The organism is Cellulomonas sp. NPDC089187, assembly GCF_040685135.1.
Taxonomy (GTDB): Bacteria; Actinomycetota; Actinomycetes; order Actinomycetales; family Cellulomonadaceae; genus Cellulomonas.
Genome location: NZ_JBFBHI010000004.1, coordinates 190,311 through 208,552 on the forward strand (window position 1 = coordinate 190,311; position 18,242 = coordinate 208,552).

At 70.8% G+C, this 18,242-nt stretch carries 18 protein-coding genes; 7 read left to right on the forward strand and 11 right to left on the reverse strand.

Features of this window, described 5'->3' with window-relative positions; translation table 11 throughout:
• Positions 1–29: 29 nt before the first annotated feature.
• From AB0N78_RS12130 to AB0N78_RS12160, 7 genes are all read left to right on the forward strand, one after another.
• Entirely contained in the window at positions 30–398 is a 369-nt protein-coding gene (locus AB0N78_RS12130; protein ID WP_363390369.1) for a YbaB/EbfC family nucleoid-associated protein, read from the forward strand.
• Complete coding sequence (locus AB0N78_RS12135) at positions 395–712, forward strand: type VII secretion target (protein ID WP_363390372.1); 318 nt, start codon at positions 395–397, stop codon at positions 710–712. Before AB0N78_RS12130 ends, AB0N78_RS12135 begins: the two co-directional genes overlap by 4 nt.
• Entirely contained in the window at positions 709–2,076 is a 1,368-nt protein-coding gene (locus AB0N78_RS12140) for a TNT domain-containing protein (RefSeq protein ID WP_363390375.1), read from the forward strand. The genes AB0N78_RS12135 and AB0N78_RS12140 overlap by 4 nt, the downstream gene beginning before the upstream one ends.
• Before the next feature lie 601 nt (positions 2,077–2,677).
• Positions 2,678–3,199 (forward strand): hypothetical protein, encoded by a 522-nt coding sequence (locus tag AB0N78_RS12145; RefSeq protein WP_363390378.1) that lies wholly within the window; start codon positions 2,678–2,680, stop codon positions 3,197–3,199.
• A gap of 335 nt (positions 3,200–3,534) precedes the next feature.
• Positions 3,535–3,723, forward strand: coding sequence for a hypothetical protein (locus tag AB0N78_RS12150; protein WP_363390381.1), 189 nt, complete (start codon positions 3,535–3,537; stop codon positions 3,721–3,723).
• 300 nt (positions 3,724–4,023) lie between these two features.
• Positions 4,024–4,398: an SseB family protein gene (locus tag AB0N78_RS12155; RefSeq protein WP_363390384.1), complete on the forward strand. Its 375-nt coding sequence runs from the start codon at positions 4,024–4,026 to the stop codon at positions 4,396–4,398.
• Positions 4,391–4,810, forward strand: coding sequence for a hypothetical protein (locus AB0N78_RS12160; RefSeq protein ID WP_363390387.1), 420 nt, complete (start codon positions 4,391–4,393; stop codon positions 4,808–4,810). Before AB0N78_RS12155 ends, AB0N78_RS12160 begins: the two co-directional genes overlap by 8 nt.
• Before the next feature lie 10 nt (positions 4,811–4,820).
• Here the strand turns inward: AB0N78_RS12160 and cydC are convergent, their stop codons facing one another.
• The 11 genes from cydC to AB0N78_RS12215 all read right to left on the reverse strand — a co-directional run bounded on the left by cydC (position 4,821) and on the right by AB0N78_RS12215 (position 18,220).
• Complete coding sequence (cydC, locus tag AB0N78_RS12165; protein WP_363390390.1) at positions 4,821–6,530, reverse strand: thiol reductant ABC exporter subunit CydC; 1,710 nt, start codon at positions 6,528–6,530, stop codon at positions 4,821–4,823.
• On the reverse strand, positions 6,527–8,218 hold the full coding sequence (locus AB0N78_RS12170) for an ABC transporter ATP-binding protein (RefSeq protein ID WP_363390392.1): 1,692 nt from the start codon (positions 8,216–8,218) through the stop codon (positions 6,527–6,529). The genes cydC and AB0N78_RS12170 overlap by 4 nt, the downstream gene beginning before the upstream one ends.
• A 159-nt stretch (positions 8,219–8,377) precedes the next feature.
• Positions 8,378–9,415 carry a DUF916 domain-containing protein gene (locus AB0N78_RS12175; protein WP_363390395.1) on the reverse strand — a complete coding sequence of 346 codons (1,038 nt, stop codon included), beginning with the start codon at positions 9,413–9,415 and terminating at the stop codon, positions 8,378–8,380.
• A 4-nt stretch (positions 9,416–9,419) separates the two neighbouring features.
• Positions 9,420–10,811: an HtaA domain-containing protein gene (locus AB0N78_RS12180; protein WP_363390398.1), complete on the reverse strand. Its 1,392-nt coding sequence runs from the start codon at positions 10,809–10,811 to the stop codon at positions 9,420–9,422.
• A 99-nt stretch (positions 10,812–10,910) separates the two neighbouring features.
• On the reverse strand, positions 10,911–12,158 hold the full coding sequence (locus AB0N78_RS12185; protein WP_363390401.1) for a hypothetical protein: 1,248 nt from the start codon (positions 12,156–12,158) through the stop codon (positions 10,911–10,913).
• A complete protein-coding gene (locus AB0N78_RS12190) occupies positions 12,155–13,462 on the reverse strand; it encodes a hypothetical protein (protein ID WP_363390403.1) in 1,308 nt (435 codons plus the stop codon). Before AB0N78_RS12190 ends, AB0N78_RS12185 begins: the two co-directional genes overlap by 4 nt.
• A complete protein-coding gene (locus AB0N78_RS12195) occupies positions 13,459–14,268 on the reverse strand; it encodes a heme ABC transporter ATP-binding protein (protein WP_363390406.1) in 810 nt (269 codons plus the stop codon). The genes AB0N78_RS12190 and AB0N78_RS12195 overlap by 4 nt, the downstream gene beginning before the upstream one ends.
• The gene (locus tag AB0N78_RS12200; protein ID WP_363390409.1) at positions 14,265–15,338 is read right to left on the reverse strand and encodes an iron ABC transporter permease; all 1,074 of its coding nucleotides are present in this window, start codon (positions 15,336–15,338) and stop codon (positions 14,265–14,267) included. The genes AB0N78_RS12195 and AB0N78_RS12200 overlap by 4 nt, the downstream gene beginning before the upstream one ends.
• Positions 15,335–16,435: an ABC transporter substrate-binding protein gene (locus AB0N78_RS12205; RefSeq protein ID WP_363390412.1), complete on the reverse strand. Its 1,101-nt coding sequence runs from the start codon at positions 16,433–16,435 to the stop codon at positions 15,335–15,337. The genes AB0N78_RS12200 and AB0N78_RS12205 overlap by 4 nt, the downstream gene beginning before the upstream one ends.
• Before the next feature lie 103 nt (positions 16,436–16,538).
• Positions 16,539–16,877, reverse strand: coding sequence for a DUF5997 family protein (locus AB0N78_RS12210; protein WP_363391451.1), 339 nt, complete (start codon positions 16,875–16,877; stop codon positions 16,539–16,541).
• A 59-nt stretch (positions 16,878–16,936) separates the two neighbouring features.
• Entirely contained in the window at positions 16,937–18,220 is a 1,284-nt protein-coding gene (locus AB0N78_RS12215) for an NAD(P)-binding domain-containing protein (RefSeq protein ID WP_363390415.1), read from the reverse strand.
• Between the last annotated feature and the right edge of the window lie 22 nt (positions 18,221–18,242).

Here is an 18,242-nt window from a genome sequence, read left to right on the forward strand (position 1 = left end):
ACCCATCGGTTGGTCCTAGCGTCCGAAATGTGCCCGCCTTCCACGAGCCCGATACCGTCCTCGCCCGCATCCAGCAGGACATCGGCGCAGCCCAGGAGCGTGCCGCCCGTGCCACCGAGGTGCGCCAGCAGATGGACGCCATCCGCGGTGCCGCACGCTCGCCACGTGGTGAAGTCGCCGCAGTCGTCGACCCCAGCGGCCGACTGACCGACCTCACCTTCACCGACGACGCGCTCCGACTCTCCGCACGGGAGCTCTCCCGCCTCACCCTCGACACCGTTCGCCGCGCCGGTGCCGAGGCCGGACGCCAGGCCGTCGACCTGATGTCCGACTCCTTCGGTGCCGACTCCCAACTGACCGAGCACCTACGGAACGAAGTGGCGGCCCGGCAGCTGTGAGCGACGAATTCGACGTCGACATCGACATGCTCGTGCGGCACTCGCACCGAGTCGAGGTCGTCGCCAGCGACATCGCGACCGCGCAGAACGCCGCCGCCACGACGAGCCTCTCCGGTGGGGCATTCGGCCTGATGTGTGCCTTCCTCCCGCTGGCCATATCGAACACGGACACCAGCGCCCGGTCGGCGATCAACGCCGCCCAGAGCACCGCACGCACCGTGGCCGCCGAGGTCCGCGCCATGGCCGTGGCCTATCAGGACGCCGACCGCTCGGTTGCCGAGACGATGCGTGTTCTGCACCGGGCGCTCCCGTGAGCGCCAACCCGCTCGTCGCCGACGCCGTCGACACCTCCACCGCCTTCGGTGGTGCCGGGCTGCTCGACTCCATCGAATCCCTGACCACCTCGATCAAGAACGAGGACTGGCTCGCCACCGGACTGTCGACCCTCGCCGTCGGCCTAGACGTCGCCGCCACCGTCTCCGACCCGCTGGGCTCCCTGATCGGCGCGGGCCTCGGCTGGTTAATGGAGCACCTTGAGCCCCTCAAGGGCTGGCTCAACGACCTCACCGGTGACGCTGGCCAAGTCCTCGGTTATGCCGGGACATGGACGAATGTCGCCGGTGCGCTCACCGCGGCCGGAGATGAACTCGACCGTGTCGTCACCGCCGACCTGGAGGGAATGTCCGGCGAGGCCGTCACCCGGTACGCCTCAACGGCCCACGCGCTCGCCGACCGCATCCGCGCAGCAGGCGAGAGCGCCGACGCAGTGGCCTCCGCCCTTAACACCTGCTCCACCATCGTCCAGATCGTCCACGACGTCGTGCGCGATGCGCTGGCCAGCATCGTCGGATCCCTCATCTCCTACGCGGTCGAGCTCGTTTTCACCCTCGGGTTGGCCACACCTCTGGTGGTCGAGCAGGCCGCAACACGAGTCGCGGCGCTCGCCTCTCGCGTCGGGAAGAACGTGACCGATGTGGTGACCTCTGCGAGGAGCTTGCGGGAGCTGGTCGACGGGCTGAAGGGGGTGCTGGACGAGCTGGCGGGTGCGCTGCGGCTGCGGCCGCGTGGGGCCGATGCACCCTCCGCGACGCCAGCGACACGGCACCCCAGTGGACTTCGAGTCACCGACGAAACCCCCTCGAACCCGTGGGACCAGATCATCGATCCCCGTATTCACCGGGACAATTACTCGATTACAGAGCCCGACTACGATCCGTTCGGCGGATTGAGTAGAGACGATTTTATTGATCAATATCACTCGCAGTATGATCCCCAACCCGGCACCACGCGCTGGGACTGGCCGGGATTCGACGGCGCAGTCCCTGGTACCAACCGAACCGTCGATCCAACAGAGATGCCCCCGTTGGATCGAGTCGGTGGTGCCGGCGGCGAATACTTCGCACCGCTGGATACACCTTTCGGTCAGCGATCGCTCCCTCCTGACCGGCTAAGCTCTCCACGGAGCCAGTGGACGATCGATCAGACACACCCCCTGTTGAGCGATGGAACCGTCCACATCGAATCATCCACCGTGGCCCCATACTTTGGCCAGAGCGGAGGTGGAACTCAGTACAGATTCCTTATCGTGGAGGAAGTGAACGGCAGCCCCGTCGAGCGAGCTCTGGCTCAGTGGGAACTGGAAGCCGAACACATTATCGTTGAGATGAAAGGCAGTTAAGCTCAATGAATGAAGCCGATGTTTCTATGGACTCGATCTATTCCGAGTGCATCTCGCTTGGCCTGATCAACGGTGTCGACTTCTTTGTAAAAGGGCACCCCGCTCCACTGGGAAGCGAAGTCCTCCTCCTCCTGCCTCACGATCCCGGCTACGCGATCACCCTCCATGACATGGGGAAGGATAGGATTCTGGCCACCGGATATACGCTTGCGGATATCCGAAAAAGATTCATTTATGAGGTTTGCGCACTCGCGGGCCCCCGCGGCCGAGGTCCGTATGTTACGCATGTACCACCTCGGCCAGAAGCGTGGCGACCAGCCCGCCTCCGCTCGATGCCAAACGCCAGTGAGGCGTGGGCAGAAATCGACCGAAAGAAGCACCTGGAACAGCACAACCCCGCCCCTGATCCGTGAGACGTGAGACGTGAGCCTGATCCCTGCCCGTCATATTAGTTCGCGGCTCTTCCTCAAGCAATATATCGGATGCCGATGGCTGAAATTGGCTGCCCGCTCGAACCATGTGACGTCACCCGCGCGAGGGAATCAACCCCGACCATCACGAACCGGACCCACCGCGCGGACGAACCGAAAGGCAACTCCCCGTGACCACCCCCGACCCGCAAGCCAGCCTGGTGGCCGCACTGGACAAGCTCCCACCCTTCGGCGGTGTGAGCTTCCGTGGCTTCGAGCAGCCGCCAAACATCCCGATCACCAGCGTTGCCGCCGCCCTGGTCCCGACCACGCAGAACCCTCTGGTGGCGACCGAGAACGGCCGAGTCCGGGCCATCGCGGCATTCCTGCATCGCACCGGGCGGGATCTGAGCATCTTCTCGGCCGCACCGACTGAACAGGAGGTGGTGATCCGCCCCGGGACTGCGTGGCAACAGCTGTTGATGGTCGATGTCCCGGGCCTCACTGTTCCGGTGCTCGTCTTGGAGGAGCTCGACCTGCAGAACACGCCGCCGGGGCCGGTCACATGGGGTGAGACCAAAGCCGACGTCGCGGAGATGGTCCGTGCGGTGGTCGGTGCCGGGCTGCGTCAGCCACCGGTTACTCTGGCAAACCCGGGGAAGTTCGTGGGCCCATCGCCGATGCAGGCCGTGCAACCCTCGACCGACGGCTGACCACCACCGACCTCGACCCGGTGCCCGTTGACTTCCGGGTCGAGGGCTGAGGCGCGGTCGCTGGCCTACGTTCCGACCCCGCATGAGCACGACGAGAGAAGACGGCGCGATGACGTCAATAAGCCCCGCACTCGATGCCGTGATCGCCGCTGGAATGCGCGGCGAAGCCGTCGATCCCACCGAGACACCGCTGACCAACCAACTGGCAGTCCCGTCTGCTACCCCCGTCGCTCACTCCATGCTGGGCACGGAGGATACCGAAGCCTTGTCGAGAGAGGTATGGGATGGCTAATGATGGATCAAACGACGAGGAGCCGTGGACAATCGAGGCCATCATGGCGCTGCCCACGGCCGAGCAGCGACTCGCCGCGCGGCGCGAGCTTCAACAATGGTCCAACGCTCGCGCCGACGCCAGGCGTGGTCGCCCCCTGCAACCTGGTGACATCAGCCGCGTCAAGGGCCGGATACCGACCATCACCACCCTGGTCCGCAGCGCGGACGAACGGAAGGACGACATCCGGTGACCACGCCCGATCTCGGGCCAGCCTGCTGCCCGCACGGGACAAGCTCCTGGCCTCCGGCGGAGTGAGCTTCCGTGGATTCGAGCCCCTGTCTATGCGGGGGACGGCACGGCTGGACAAGGACTCGCTCGACATCACAGCAATCGAACCATCACAACCTGTCACCGAGCTGATCCGAGCAGCTCGACCCACGATGGTCACCTTCACCGGTTCATCGCTCACCTGGCACCTCAGCCCCGCGTTCTCCCGGCAAGCAATGCTGATCGCGCAATCGACTGTCGTGCTCGACCCCGAGGAGTGCTCATGAATTCCACGAGCCCTGCCCTGGACGACGCTATCGCCGCCGGAATGCGCGGCGAGTCCATCGACCTCACGGACGTCCTCCTCAGCGGCCATCTCGTGGTGCCCAGCTCCACCGAGCCGACCGACACCATGCTGGACCTCACCCCGGTCCTCTACGACCGCGCGGGAACCCCGATGCTGGCGGCGTTCACCACCTTCGATCTGCCCGAGCAGGTCGCTGCTCTCGCCGAGTACCGACTGACGATCTCCGGCCGAGACCTCATCGACCGAATGCCCCCTGACGCCGGCATCGTCATCAATCCTGGTCTCCCGGCGGGGCTGGAGTTGCTGCCCCAGCAGGTAGGACAGCTCCGACGGGTAGGCCGCGATGCGTGACGAGAACGAACCCGGTTCCCGGCCGAGAGTGAGACGGCGGCCGGGGCGCAAGGCTCCGACGCTCGCTGTCGACCGCGTCTGGTACCCCGTTGACACCCTCCGCCACGACCTCGCCGACCCACTCACGGTCGTCGGCGAACTGACGGTCGGGCAGGGCCTGCGCCTCCCCGTCGCCGACCTGTTGCCCGAGGATCTCTGGATCCGGCGGGTGGCCCAGGATGACCAGATCCGTTGGCGGATCGAACCCCACCCCGAGGGCTCCTGTTGGATGAACGTCGCCGAAACCAGAGCCGTCGTCCGAGGCATCCACGAGGTCGTGGCGGAGACGCCGTCAGACCTGCGCGCGCTGACCACCACGGTCGACCGCAGCCCTGAGGCCCTTGGCTTCCTGGTCGAGATCCGCCACCACTGAGTCGGACCCCCTACCCCGCCAGTTCCCCGATCCCCACCACTCGGTCCGCCGTCCGCACCGCACCCGGCCGGTGCGCGATCACCAGCACCGTCCGCCCCCGGCAGACCTCGGCCAGCGCGTCCTGGATCTCCGCCTCGGTGGCGACGTCCAGTTGGCTGGTGGCCTCGTCCAGGATCAGCACCGGCGCGTCGAGTAGCAGGGCGCGGGCGATGGCCAGGCGTTGGCGCTGTCCGCCGGATAGGCGCTCTCCCATCTCTCCGACCCGGGTGGCGTAACCGTCAGGCATCGCAGTGATGGCGTCGTGCAGGGCGGCGCGGCGGCAGGCCTGTTCGAGGTCGGCGTCGGTGGCGTCGGGTGCGGCGAGCCGGAGGTTGGCGGCGAGGGTGTCGTTGAACAGGTAGGTGCTCTGACCGACGACGGCGACGTGGCGGCGCAGGTCGTCGAGGTCGAGGTCGCGGATGTCGACGCCGCCGAGGGTGACCCGACCGGCCTGTGGGTCCCAGGCGCGGGTGAGCAGGTTGACCAGGGTGGATTTGCCGGAGCCGGAGGGGCCGACCACCGCGGTGGTGGTCCCGGCGGGGATGGTGAGGTCGACGCGGTCGAGCACGGGTCCGGCGGCGCGGGCCCGGGTGGGCAGGGCGTCGTCGGGGTCGAGGTCGGGCATCGGGTAGCCGAAGGTGACGCCCTCGAACCGGATGTCGAGCGGGCCGTCGGGCAAGGCGACCGGGGAGGCAGGGCTGGTGGTGGCGGGGGCGGCATCGGTGATCCGCCAGATCCGGCGGGCGGCGGCGAAGGCCTGTTCCAGATCGGGGGCGACGTCCTCGACGGCGAGCACCGGGGTGAAGACCGCGAGCGCGACGACGACGGCCACGACCAGGTCGGTCCAGTCGAGGGCACCGGAGGACACCCGTCCGGCACCGACCAGGGTGACGGTGGCGACGGCGGCGACCATCAGCACCGAGTTGGCGGCGCGGCGTCGGGCGGTCCACAGCGCCAGCACGTCCAGGCCGGAGCCGACCCGGTCGCCGAGGGTGCGGGCGTCCTCACGTCGACGACCGGCGGCACCGAAGGCCAACACCTCCCGCACACCCTGGAGCGACTCGGTGATCAGTTGGGCGAGCCGGCCGCGCTCACCCCGGACCTGGGCTGCGGCTGCCCCGCTCGGCCCCCGACCCCAGGCGGGCACCACGGCACCGACCAGCAGCAGGAAGGGCAGCAGGATCAGCGCGAGCAGCGGGTCGCCGGTGACGGCCAACCAGATCAGGGTGATCACCGGGACCAGCACCGCGCTGATCGCCGGGACCAGGGTGTGCGCGAAGAACACCTCGACCTTGTCGACGTCCTTGGTGGCGCGGTTGACCAGGTCCCCGGTGCGCCGGGACAGCACCCCGGCCGGCGACTGGGGCGCGAGCTTGTCGTAGAAGTCCACCCGGAGCATCGCCAGCGCGCGGAATGCCACCGCGTGGCCGGAGAACTGCTCGAGGTAGCGCAGCACGCCCTTGACCAGCGACAGCACCACCAGGGTCCAGACCGTGGGGGCGAGGGCGGTGTCCGGGTCGGCGACCACCTGGGCGACCCCGTGGGCGGCGACGGCCAACAGCGCGATCCCGAGCAGTTGGCCGAGCACGCGGCAGATCAGGGACAGTCCGAGCGGCGGCAGCACGGGGCGGCCGAATCGGATCAGCCGACGGGAGATGTCGGTGCGGGTGAGGTCGCTCATCGGGTCTCCCCTCCGATCCCGGACAGGTCGAGGGCCCGGGCGTAGTACGAGTCGATGCTGCCGAGCTGGTCCGGTGGGCCCTGTTCGACGATCTGCCCCTCGGCCAGCACCAGCACCTGGTCGGCACCGCGGACGGTGCTCAACCGGTGGGCGACCAGCAGCACGGTGCGACCCTGCCCGGCGCGATCCAGTGCCTCGATCAGCGCGGTCTCGGAGGCGGCGTCGACCTGGCTGGTGGGTTCGTCCAGCACCAGGATCGGGGTGTCCTTGAGCAGCGCCCGGGCCACCGCGAGCCGCTGGGCCTGACCGCCGGAGAGCGACAGCCCACGTTCGCCGACCCGGGTGGCCAGACCGTCCGGGAAGCGGCGGACGTCATCGGCGAGATTCGCCTCGGCCAGCACGTGCCAGAGCCGCTCGTCGTCGGCGGTGGGGTCGGCGAGCCGGAGGTTGTCGGCCAGGCTGCCGGTGAACAGATAGGTGCTCTGCGCGACGACGGCGGTCTGCGCGCGCACCCAGTCGGTGGGCACGGCGGTGGCGTCATGTCCGGCGATCCGGACCGTGCCCGCGGTGGGCCGCAGATGGGCCTGCACCAGGGCGGCGACGGTGCTCTTGCCTGATCCGGAGGGCCCGATCAGTGCGACCCGCCCGCCGACCGGGACGGTGAAGGAGACGTCGCGCAGCACCGGTCGTCCGCCCGGGTAGGCGAAGTCGACGTGCTCGAATGCGAGCGCCTCGGTGGGGCTGGTCGACTCCGGCACCCGCACCCCGGGCCGATCCTCGACGGTCGCATGCTGCGCCAGCACGGTGTCAATCTCCCGGACCGCGGCGCGGCCACCCATTCCGACGTAGAAGAACTGCCCCACCCGGTCCAGCGGCTCCAGCAGCACGGTGGAGACCAGCACCACCGCCACGGCCTGCCCGGGAGTGATCGCGCCGTCCCGCAGCCGGGCCATCGCCAGACCGGCAGCGGCGGTGACCATCAGCAGCGAGAACGAGGAGTCGATGACCAACAGCACCAGCTGGTTGCGGGCCAGCAGGCTCATCACCTGCCGGCGCAGGTCCTCGGCGGAGCGGGCCAGCTCGGCACCCTTGACCCGCGCGCGGGTGAAGGCGGTGGCGGTGGGCAGACCCTGGATCGCGTCCAGGTACTGCGCGGAGAACCGCCGCGAGGTCATCCGGTACCGCCCGGACACCCCACGGAACGCCTTCTGGAACCCGCCGACCAGCAGCGGGATGACCGGCAAGGCCACCGCGAGCCAGAGCGCGATCACCGGGTCCACTGCGATGCCGAGGGCCACCAGGGCGATCACCGGCACGGTCATCGACGCCAGGATCGGCCACCGGAAGGTCGCCTCATAGTTGGCCGCGCGCTCGACCCCGTCGGTGGCGGTGTTCACGAACCGTCCGGAGCGCTCCTGGGTGCGGAACGCGACCCCCAACCGGAACATCTGGTCCAGCAGCACATCGCGGCGCTCGCGTTCCCGCGGTCCGACCGCTCCCAGGCTCAGGCGCGGTCCGGCAAAGGCGCTGACCGCCAGTCCGAGTGCCCCGACGACCAGCACGACGATGGCGGTCCCGCGCGGGGATTGTCCGAGCCGTGCCGATTCGAGCACCGAGCCGAGCGCCAGGTAGATCGCGGTGGTGCAGGCGGCGACCACCCAGGTCAGCACGGCGGGTAGCACGCTCACCGACCGGGGCAGCGGTGGGGTCGGCACCACGGGCGGACCCACCGGCTCGGTGGAGCGACCGGGGTGGCCCGGACGGCCCGCGGAACCAGGGTGGCCGGGACGTGCACGTCCCGGCGTGGACGGCTGATCGGCGGGCGACGGCGCAGGCATGGGCGTTCCTCAGGAGGCGGAGCGGGGCGGTTCTGGGGCCACCTTGCCACGCGGTGCGCGGGAACGGCGGCGCAGGATCAGGACGATGATGACGGCGGCGACGATGACCAGCAGCACGATCAGCGCGGCCCACGGCAGCGCGACCACGCTCAGGTCGGCGGCCGCGGTGACGGTGGCACCGTTGCCCGCACCGACCGCGACCCCCTGGGCCTGCACCCGGACCTCGGCCCGGCCCCAGGACTGCACACCGGTGACGGTGATCTCCCGGTCCAGCGACGACCCGGCGAGCACCTCCACCGGCTCGGCACCCGAGACGTCGACCACCTGTTCCGCGCCGAGGAGTCCGGAGACGGCGACCGCGTCGGTGGGCAGCAGTCGGGTGTTGCCGGAGTTGGTGAGTCGGTAGCGCACCACCAGGGTGTCCCCAGCCAGCGGGTTGACCGACTGTCGACGGTCCACGCTCAGATCGGTGACGCTGAGTCCAGGGGCGAGTTCGCCGGAGACCCGCACGTGCATGCGCAGGGCCAGTCGTCGGTCGAGTCGCACGGTGCCGTCGTCGCCACCGGCCGCGGACAGGGAGGTGAGGATGCCGCCGGAGTGGTCGCCGGGGGTCGCATCGGCGGGGACCTGCACGGTGAAGGGCACGGCGACGGTCTGCCCGGCGGGCACGTCGATCTGGTCGGCCTCCGGGACGATCCAGGTGCCGAGGTCCACCGACTCCTGGTCGGCGGGCAGCAAGTCGAGTTGTCCGGAGGTGGTGGTCAGGCCGTCGGCGCCGTACACCGCCAAATGCAGATCCGCGGTGCCACGGTTGGTCACCTCCAGCACGTCATGGACGACCGCACCGGGGTCGAGCTCGTAGGCGTAGTTCGCCCGGTCGACGCCGTGGTCGGTGTCACCGGGGGCCACTCCCCAGGTGACCGAGGAGCTGTCGGCCGTGGGGGCGGTCGACGCCGTCGCCGCGGGGGCGGACACCAGTCCGAGCGTGAGCCCGAGCACCAGCGCCACGCCACCGCGACGACGGGAGGAACGAACGGGGGCGTCCAACGGGTCAGCCCACCACGGTCAGGGTCAGCACACCGGTGTAGTCGCCGGCCTCGGTGTCCCGGGGCACGGAGAGCTGCAGGGCGGCATCCACCGAGACACTGCCGGCGGCGTGACCGGCCGGGGCGGAGACCAGGGTGCTGGCGGCGGACAGGCCGGAGCCCGATCCGGCGACCACGGTGGGACCGGCGACTGCGCCGACGGTGTTGTCGACCAGGGCCGGGGTCCAGCCCAGGGCGGAACCGGAGAACTGCGCGCTGCCGGAGCTGAAAGCACCCGCCGAGCCGTTCACGGTCCACGCGCCGCCGTTGCTGCGGGTGTCGGAGACGGTGACCCGGTTCAGGGTGCCGGTGGCGACGAATGCGCTGGCGGTGGCCTGTGCGGTGCCGAGGTTCACCCGGGTGTCCGGGTTCTGCACGGTCCAGGTCAGCTCGCCCTCACCGGGGATGCCCGGGTCGGTGCCGCCGGGGATGGTCACCCCCAGGTCGACATCCTCCGAACCGTCACCGGGGGTGGTGCCGGGGTCGGTGCCCTCGTCGACGGTCCAGGCGACGGACAGCGGCGCGGCGACCTTGCGGGGGTCAGCGGACCCGCCCGAGGAGTACCAGTAGGACGACTGCCCGGTCTTGGCCTGGAAGTCGACGAACGACTGCGGGAACGCGCCCCAGCTCGCCCCGGTCCGGGACTGCGTGCCGGAGGCCGGAGTGACCTCGACGCCCAAGTAGTCCGGGGTGACCAGGAACCCGTCGGCGTCCACGGTCACGTCGCTGAGGTTGGCGACCACGACCTGCTCGGGGACCAACGGCACCCAGGCGGTCTGGTCCTGCGAGGTGCCGTAGCCGGAGACGGTGGCGGTGAGCTGCCCGGAGCCGTCGGCCACGGTCAGCACCGGGTCGGTCAGCGTCCAGTAGCTCATGCCGCCGTAGAACGCGACGGTCAGGTCGCCGTCCCACGCGATGCTGGCGGTCCCAGCCGTGGTGTCGACGGTGCCGGACCCGGCGGAGAACACCGCGGTGGAGCCGGTGCTGCCCCCCGGTGCGGCAGCGGTGCCGGCAGCGGTCTGGCACTTGGTGGCCCAGGTCGCGATGGCGCTCCCGGCGGGGGTGTCCTTCACCACGGAGACGTTGCCGACCTGGCCGGCGTAGAAGCCGTCCGCCTCGGTCCACACCCGCGAGGACCCAGTGTTGCCCGCCACCCCGGCGGACAGGAAGTTGCAGCCACCGACGTACGCGCCGGCATTCGCCTCAGCACTCAGCGCCCAGCGCAGCTCGACGCCGTCGACGCTGGTGGACGCGGCCTGGGCGGGCAGCGCGGCGGCCACCCCCATGCCGAGCCCGAGGGCGACCGTGCCGAGCACCGCGGACCAGCGGTGTCGGACGCGATTCTCCCGAAGAGCCATCGTCAGTTCCTCTCGTCTGCCGACCCGAAGGTCAGCGCCGACCGTGCGCCCCACAGCGCACGGCTTCCCGGTGCGGCCCTGCGTCGGACCGCACCGAGCTCACCGCCAGGGCAGGACCAGCCAGCCCTTGCGGAAACCGAAGATCGTGCCGGAGCCGGCCAGCATCAGACCGGCGGCTCCCCAGACCACTGCTTGCCCAGCGGGGCTGGCGGCCACGTCCGGGATGAGACCGTCGCGCGCTTGCGTCACCGTCTGGGTGGTGACCGCCGGGATGGTCAGCGGTGGCGTCCCGGCCAGGGCTGCCGCCACCGGCGCTCCGCCCGCGCCCGAGGACCCCGCCGAACCCGAGGACGTCCCACCGCCACCGGCGGCGACGTCGGTCGCCTCCGGACGTTCCTCCGCCGGGACCAGCGCACTGGCGGCGTCGTAGCTCACGTACAGGGTGCCGGCCGGTTTGCGCGCATCGGAGGCCCCACCGGTGGAGTACCAGTAGGCGGCTTGCCCGGTGAGTCCCTGGAAGTCCACCAGGCTCTGCGGGAACGACCCCCAGTCCGCGCCCTCGCGCACCTGCGCCACCGCGGAGGCCGGGGCGTTGACGGTCACTCCGCGGTACTCCGGCAGCCGGGCGAAGCCCTGGTCGACCAGCTGCACACCGGTCAGCTCGGCCAGCGTGACCGTGGTGTCGGGCAGCCGGTTCCACTGCGTGGTGTCGGTCATCGAGGTGCCGTAGCCCCCGGCGGTGGCGGTCAACCGTGCGGTGCCGTTCGCCTGCACGGTGAGCACCGGGTCGCTGGCCCACCAATAGCTCATCCCGCCGTAGAAGACCACGCTGAAGGTGCCGGACCAGCGGATCTGCGCGGTACCCGCCTCCGGGTCGACGCTGCCGACACCACCGTCGATCACCACCTGCTGCTCGGTGACCCGGTTGTTGCCGGTGGTGACGGTCACGCCATCGCGGTCGGTGCACCGGGTGGCCCAGTCCGCGGTGACCCGGCTGCCGTCGGCGATCGGCCGGTCGACCCGGACATCGCCGTCGACGGCGCGGTAGAGACCGTCCGCCTCGGACCAGATCCTCGCGCTGCCCGCATTGCCGTCGCTGCCCGGCCGTCCGGCCATCAAGAAGTTGCAGCCGCCGAAGAACGCTCCGGCACCGGATTCGGCGTTCACCGACCAGCGCAGCTGACCGTTGGTGACGTCGATCTCCGGATCACCCAGATCCGGGATGGTGACCCCGACCTCGATGCTGCCGTCCGGGTCGTTGACGGTCGGCAGCGCCGCGACGGCCAGTGGGGCCCCGGTGAACAGCAGTGCACCGCCGAGGGCCAGGGTGGTCAGGAGCCGTCTCATCGCAGGACCTCCGTGGGGGTGACGTCCCCGGACAGGTCCGGCGGCGAGGACGGCGCAACGGTGGAGGACACCCGGGGCACGGTCGGTCCCTGCGGCACCGTCGGGTCGGGGGTACTAGTCGCGTCGGGGGTGCCAGTCGGGCCGGATTCGCCGGTCGTGCCGGGGCCGGGGGTGCGGGTTGGGCCGGGGGTGCCGGTCGGGTCGCTCACGCGGGGGCCGTCGGGAGTGCTGGCGACGCGGGCCGCCGCCCGACGACGACGCTGGGCAGTCACCAGAGACACCAGCACGGTGATCAGCAGCAGCCCACCGGCCACCGCGAGCGCGACCTCGGCTGCCGTCCACTGGTGTCCAGCATCCTCGGTCTCCGCGGCGATCAGCTCCGCCGCGCTGACCGCCGCGGGATCGGCGGTCACGGTGAACTCCAGCTCGGTGGTCAACCCGGACCCCGCCGCGGCGACCCGCAGCAGATGGGTCCCGACCCGCAGATCGCCCGGCAACTGGAGCGCCCCGGCGATCTCGCCCTGTGCCCCGGCGGTCAGCGGGCCGAGAGACACCAGCCCGTCATCCAGAGTGACGGTCAACTGCTCACCGGGGTCGAATCCCTGTCCGGCGAAGGTCAGCGCCCGGCCGACCACCGCGGTGGCCTGATCCACACCCAGGGTCGGTGCTACCCGCTCGGTCTCCGCGTCCGGGTCAGCACTCTCACCGGTGCCGCCGGTGCCCGCCGCGGACCCGGTGCTCCCGGAGACGAACGTCACCGGCGTGAAGCTCTCGTTGCTGGGGTTGACCACCCCGTGTGCCCCGAAGGTGAGCACACCGCACTGCACCTGGGTGCAATCGATCTGGGTGGTCGCCCCGTCGCGGCCCTGCGCGGTGAAGGTCGGGCCGGGCACGGTCAGCTCCGTCGACCAGCTGCCGTCCGCGCTGACCGTGCCGCCATTCGCCGAGGCCTCGGTGTCCGACCCGGGGAAGGACACGAACCGGATGTAGCCCTGGTTCTGCGCCGACTCGGTGTCCGGCACGTAGTCGTAGTCGCTGCCGGTGTGCCCACCCTGGCTGGGCCGCCAACTGCCGCCCGCGGCGTCGTCCACCCAGCCGAAGACCACATAGATCCCACCGAATCCGCCAGGGATGGACTGGAACCCGGTGCCGGACAGTCGCAGTGTGGTCGGACCGTCCAGACTGGCCTGCGCCCCACCCCCGACACCCTGGACGCTCACCGACGGAGCAGCCATCGCCGCCGGTGCGGACACCAGCAGGGTCAGCCAGGCGAGCAGCGCGACCGCTGCGGTACGGCAGGTCATCTCAGGGCCTCCGTCGGTGCGAATGCGGTGGCGGCAGAACGGTCCGGGAGCACGACGAGCTCACCGGTCCGGTCGTGTCGGAACACGTCCACCGGGTACTGGTAGAGGGCGGTGAGGGTGTCGGCGCGCAGCACGTCGCCCGGTGCGCCCAGCCCGTGCACCCGGCCCTGACCGAGCAGCAGTACCCGGTCGGCGTAGGCGGCGGCCAGGGACAGGTCGTGCAGCACCGCGAGCACGGCGGTCCCGTCGGCAGCGGTGCGGCGGGCCTGGTCGAGCACCTGCTCCTGGTGCCGGATGTCCAGCGCTGCGGTCGGCTCGTCCAGCAGCAGCACCGGCGTGGCCTGGGCCCGGCTACGGGCGAAGGAGGTGCGAGCCTTCTCCCCGCCGGACAGGGTCGGGAACCGGCGCACGGCCAGGTGCCGGACATCCGCGGCGTCCAGCGCCTCGCCCACCGCCCAGTCGTCGTCGGACTCCTCGGGTCGGCCCCGCCAGGGCGCCCGGCCCATCCGGACCACATCGATCACGGTGAACGGGAAGCTCAGCCGGTGCTCCTGCAACAGCACGGCCCGCTGCCGGGCCAGCTCGGCGGCCGCGAAGGCGTGCGCGTCCCGGCCCGCGTAGCGCACGGTGCCGGTGGTCGGACGCAGGTCCCCGGCGAGCAGGCCGAGCAGCGTCGACTTGCCCGCCCCGTTCGGCCCGACCACGGCCAGCAGCTCACCGTGGTGCAGGTCCAGATCGACGCCGGATAGCAGGGTGGTGCCCTCGACGCTGAACCCCAGGTCGCGGGCCTCGATCGCGGCGCTCATGCCCAGCCCCCCGCGGTGCGACGGGTGCGCCGGATCAGCCAGAAGAAGAACGGTCCGCCGACCAACGCGGTGAGCATGCCGATTGGCAGATCTGCGTACGCCACCGCGGTCCGGGCGACCAGGTCAGCGCCGGTGAGCAGCACCGCTCCGCCCAGCGCGGACAGCGGCACCAGCACCCGGTGACCGGGGCCGAGCAGCATCCGGATCAGGTGCGGCACCACCAACCCGACAAAGGAGATGATCCCGCAGAACGCGACTGCCGCCGCGGTCAGCAGCGCCACCACCACGATGCAGGCCATCCGTAGCCGTTCCACATCCACCCCGACGTGCCGGGCCGACCGCTCCCCGAGCGCGAGCAGGTCCAACCGCCGGGCGAGCAGGATCGCCGCCAGCACGCCGACCGCCACCAGCGGTGCGACCACGCCGACGTAGGACCAGCGGGTGCCGTTCAGCGAGCCCAGCTGCCAGAACACGATCTGCTCGCGGGACTGGCTGTCCCCCAGGAAGGTCAGGAACGCGATCCCCGCGCCGCCGACCGCGTTCACCGCCACACCGGTGAGCACCAGGGTGACCACCTCGGTACGCCCGTCGGAGCGGGCCAGCAGGTACACCCCCGCAGTGGCGATCAGACCGCCGATGAACGCCAGCAGCGCCGTGGTGTACGACCCGGCGAAGCTCAGCCCGAACACGATCCCGGTGCAGGCCGCCAGTGCAGCGCCGGAGGAGACCCCGACCACGCCGGGGTCCGCCAGCGGGTTGCCGAAGACCCCCTGCATCACTGCGCCACCGGTGGCCAGGGCTGCGCCGACCAGCATCGCCATCGCCACCCGGGGGAACCGGATGCTCCACAGCGCCGCGTCCCCGTTCGGGTGGGTCGGCAGCGCCAACCAGTCCAGCCCGATCCGGTGCAGCACCGAACCGAACACCTGATCCGGCGGCACCGCCAACTGCCCGCTGCCCGCACTGAGCACCCCCAGCACCACCAGCGCGATCACCAGGATCACGGTCACCGGCACCACCCGGGAGACCCGGACCGGAAGGGGTGCAACCGTGGAGGTGGCGGCGGTCATGCGGCATCCGGGGCGTAGATCGCGCGGGCCAGGGCGTCCAGCGTCTGGGCGGTGGTCGGTCCGAAGCCGAGCAGCTGGGTGTCCGCCATGTCCACGATCCGCTGGTGCGCACCGGCGGGGGTCTGCGCCACCGCGGGCAGCTGCTCCAACAGCCCGTCCACCCCGCCGACCGACTCCAGTCCCTCGGTCATCACCAGCACCAGATCCGGCTGCGCGGACACCAGGCCCTCGTCGGTGATCGGCCGCATGCCCTGCCAGCCGATCTCGGTGGCGACGTCGACCCCGCCCAGGGCGGTGATCAGCGAGTCCGCGCCAGAGCCGGTGCCGAACATGTAGTAGACCCCGGAGCTGCCGCGCAGGTAGAGGAAGACCATCCGCAGCCGCTCGGACTCCGCGTCGGGGGCGAGTCGGTCGATCTGCGCGGTGACCTGATCGATGCCCTGCTGGGTGCGGGTGGTCAGCGCGGTGCCGGCGTCGGGCAGACCGACCGCGGCGGCGACCTGGCCAATGAGAGTCCCGACGTCGTCCAGGCTGCGATGGGAGTCGACCACCACCACCGGGATACCGGCGTCCCGCATCTGCAGGATGACGTCCCAGGGGCCCAGGGTCGTGTCAGTGATGATCAGCGTGGGGGCCAGCTCCAGGATCGCCTCGCCGGTGAGGTCGTGCCCGTTGCTGGTGACCAGCGGCTTGTCCACGATCTCCGGGAAGTCGCTGGAGGAGTCCCGACCGACCACCTGGTCACCGAGTCCGAGCTCGTAGACGATCCGTGAGGTCGAGCCGTACAGGTCGAGCGCCAGGATCCGGCTGGTGTCGGTGACGGTGACCTGCGTGCCCTGCACATCGGTGACGGTGGCCGGCAATGCGGGCTGGGGGTCGGTCACCACCGGTTCCACCGGGGTCGCCACTGAGAGGGCGGTGCTCGGCCCTTGGTACTCACGCGGGTGCTCCAGCGGGGTCAGCGTCTCCAGACCCGGACGGTCCGCGGCGGCGACCGCGCCGTCGTGGTCGGTGGCCGCGGTGAGTCCGCATCCCGCGAGGGCGACAAGGACGAGAACCGGGGCGAGGGCGCGCCGGAAGCGCGTGAACAGGGACATAGCTGGACGAACTCCTGGGTGTGAAGGCTCGCCTAACCTAAGTTAGGCAGACCTCAGAAACAAGAGTCCGCCGCGTCACACCACCCGCTGGTGCCGCCTGGCGTCAGCGCTCCTTGAGGCGCTGCTCCTCCCGCTTGACCTCCGCGAAGCTCGCCCGCTCGCGGTGCAACCACTCCGGAGCCTCAGCGATCAGCGCCTCGATCTGCTCCGTGGTCAACGGGTCGGTCAGGCCGTTGCGGGCCAGCCCGGACATCGACACCCGCAGCCGCGCGGCCACCACTTGGCGCGGGTGTGGCCCGTTGCGGCGCAGATCGGTCAACCACTGCGGCGGGTCCGCCTGCCAGGCGTCCAACTGGTCACGGGACACTGGCCCGGCCTGGAACTCCTCCGGGGTCGCCGGCAGGTACACGCCGAGCTTGGCCGCGGCAGTGGCGGGCTTCATGGTCTGCGTCGCACGGGGACGGCGGGGCTGGGAGGTCACCGGTCCAGGATACGGACCACTCAGACGTCCAACAGCCGCCGCACCTCACGCGCGGCAGCACGACCGGCCCGGTTCGCCCCCACCGTGCTGGCGCTGGGGCCGTATCCGACCAGCTGGATGCGCGAATCGGCCACCGCCCGGGTGCCCGCCAACTCGATGCCGCCGTTGGCGTGCCGCAGTCGCAGCGGGGCCAAGTGGTCGACCGCGGGCCGGAACCCGGTCGCCCACAGCACCACCTGCGCGGGCACCTGCTCAGGTCCGTCCACCCAGCCCTCGGGCACCGGACCCGGCGTCCACTGCGCACCCTCCGGCACCAGCCGGTCGAACATCGGCCGGGCGCGCAACACCCCGGAGTCGATCCCGGCGCGGTACTCCGGGGTTAGGGACAACCCGGTCGCTGACACGATGCTGGCTGGCGGCAGCCCGGCACGGGTGCGCTCCTCCACGCGAGCCACCGCCTCACGACCGAGTTCCGGAGAGAACGCCGCGTCCACCCACTCCGGTGGACGGCGGGTGACCCAGGTGGTCGAACGGGCCACCGGATGGATCGCCAGCAGGTGCTGCACCGCGGAGGTTCCCCCGCCGACCACCAGGACATCCCGGTCGGCGAAGCCCTCCGGCCCGCGGTAGTCATGGGTGTGCAGCTGCACCCCGGCGAACTCCCGTTGCCCGGGGTAAACCGGCCAGAACGGTCGGGTCCAGGTGCCGGTGGCGTTGATCAGCGCACGGGCCAGCCAGGTCCGCCGCACCCGGCGCGGTGCCTGCGCGGCACGCACCATCGGCGGCGGGGGTGTGCGCGTCGTCCCGGCACCACAGCCCAGCACATCCTCGACCACCGGTGCGGCGGCAACCGGCGACGACACCGGCCCCACCGGGCGACCGCTGCGATCCACCGTCTCGACGGCCAAGAGCCCGTCCTCGGCCTCCCGCACGGCACGCACCTGCACCGGACGCCGCACCCGCAAGCCCTCGACCGCCTCGAACTCGCCGAAGTACGCGGGCAGCGCTTGGGCGGCGGGCAGCTCCGGGTCGAACTGCGGCAGCGGCCGATTCGGCAACTCGTACACGCTGTGCACCGTGCGCATCGTCAGCGTCGGCCAACGCTCCCGCCACGCGCCGCCCGGACCGTCCGCCGCGTCAAGCACCACAAAGGTCGGCGCGACCGACTCGGCCGCATCCACCGGCACGAATCCCGACCTGCGCAGATGTGCCGCCGCGGACAGCCCAGCCTGACCTGCTCCGATGACCACCACATCCACCGACCGGAGATCGTCGGTGGTCGTCGGAGCGTCAGCTGGTGCCACGTCAACAGAACGTACGCGGCCC

What these genes read in the sequence shown, in the direction of transcription:
- AB0N78_RS12150 (WP_363390381.1), top strand. Translation starts at nt 3,535, where the DNA reads ATGGCGCTGCCCACGGCCGAGCAGCGACTCGCCGCGCGGCGCGAGCTT.
- AB0N78_RS12155 (WP_363390384.1), top strand. Translation starts at nt 4,024, where the DNA reads ATGAATTCCACGAGCCCTGCCCTGGACGACGCTATCGCCGCCGGAATG.
- AB0N78_RS12160 (WP_363390387.1), top strand. Translation starts at nt 4,391, where the DNA reads ATGCGTGACGAGAACGAACCCGGTTCCCGGCCGAGAGTGAGACGGCGG.
- cydC (WP_363390390.1), bottom strand. Translation starts at nt 6,530, where the DNA reads ATGAGCGACCTCACCCGCACCGACATCTCCCGTCGGCTGATCCGATTC.
- AB0N78_RS12180 (WP_363390398.1), bottom strand. Translation starts at nt 10,811, where the DNA reads ATGGCTCTTCGGGAGAATCGCGTCCGACACCGCTGGTCCGCGGTGCTC.
- AB0N78_RS12185 (WP_363390401.1), bottom strand. Translation starts at nt 12,158, where the DNA reads ATGAGACGGCTCCTGACCACCCTGGCCCTCGGCGGTGCACTGCTGTTC.
- AB0N78_RS12190 (WP_363390403.1), bottom strand. Translation starts at nt 13,462, where the DNA reads ATGACCTGCCGTACCGCAGCGGTCGCGCTGCTCGCCTGGCTGACCCTG.
- AB0N78_RS12195 (WP_363390406.1), bottom strand. Translation starts at nt 14,268, where the DNA reads ATGAGCGCCGCGATCGAGGCCCGCGACCTGGGGTTCAGCGTCGAGGGC.
- AB0N78_RS12200 (WP_363390409.1), bottom strand. Translation starts at nt 15,338, where the DNA reads ATGACCGCCGCCACCTCCACGGTTGCACCCCTTCCGGTCCGGGTCTCC.
- AB0N78_RS12205 (WP_363390412.1), bottom strand. Translation starts at nt 16,435, where the DNA reads ATGTCCCTGTTCACGCGCTTCCGGCGCGCCCTCGCCCCGGTTCTCGTC.
- AB0N78_RS12210 (WP_363391451.1), bottom strand. Translation starts at nt 16,877, where the DNA reads ATGAAGCCCGCCACTGCCGCGGCCAAGCTCGGCGTGTACCTGCCGGCG.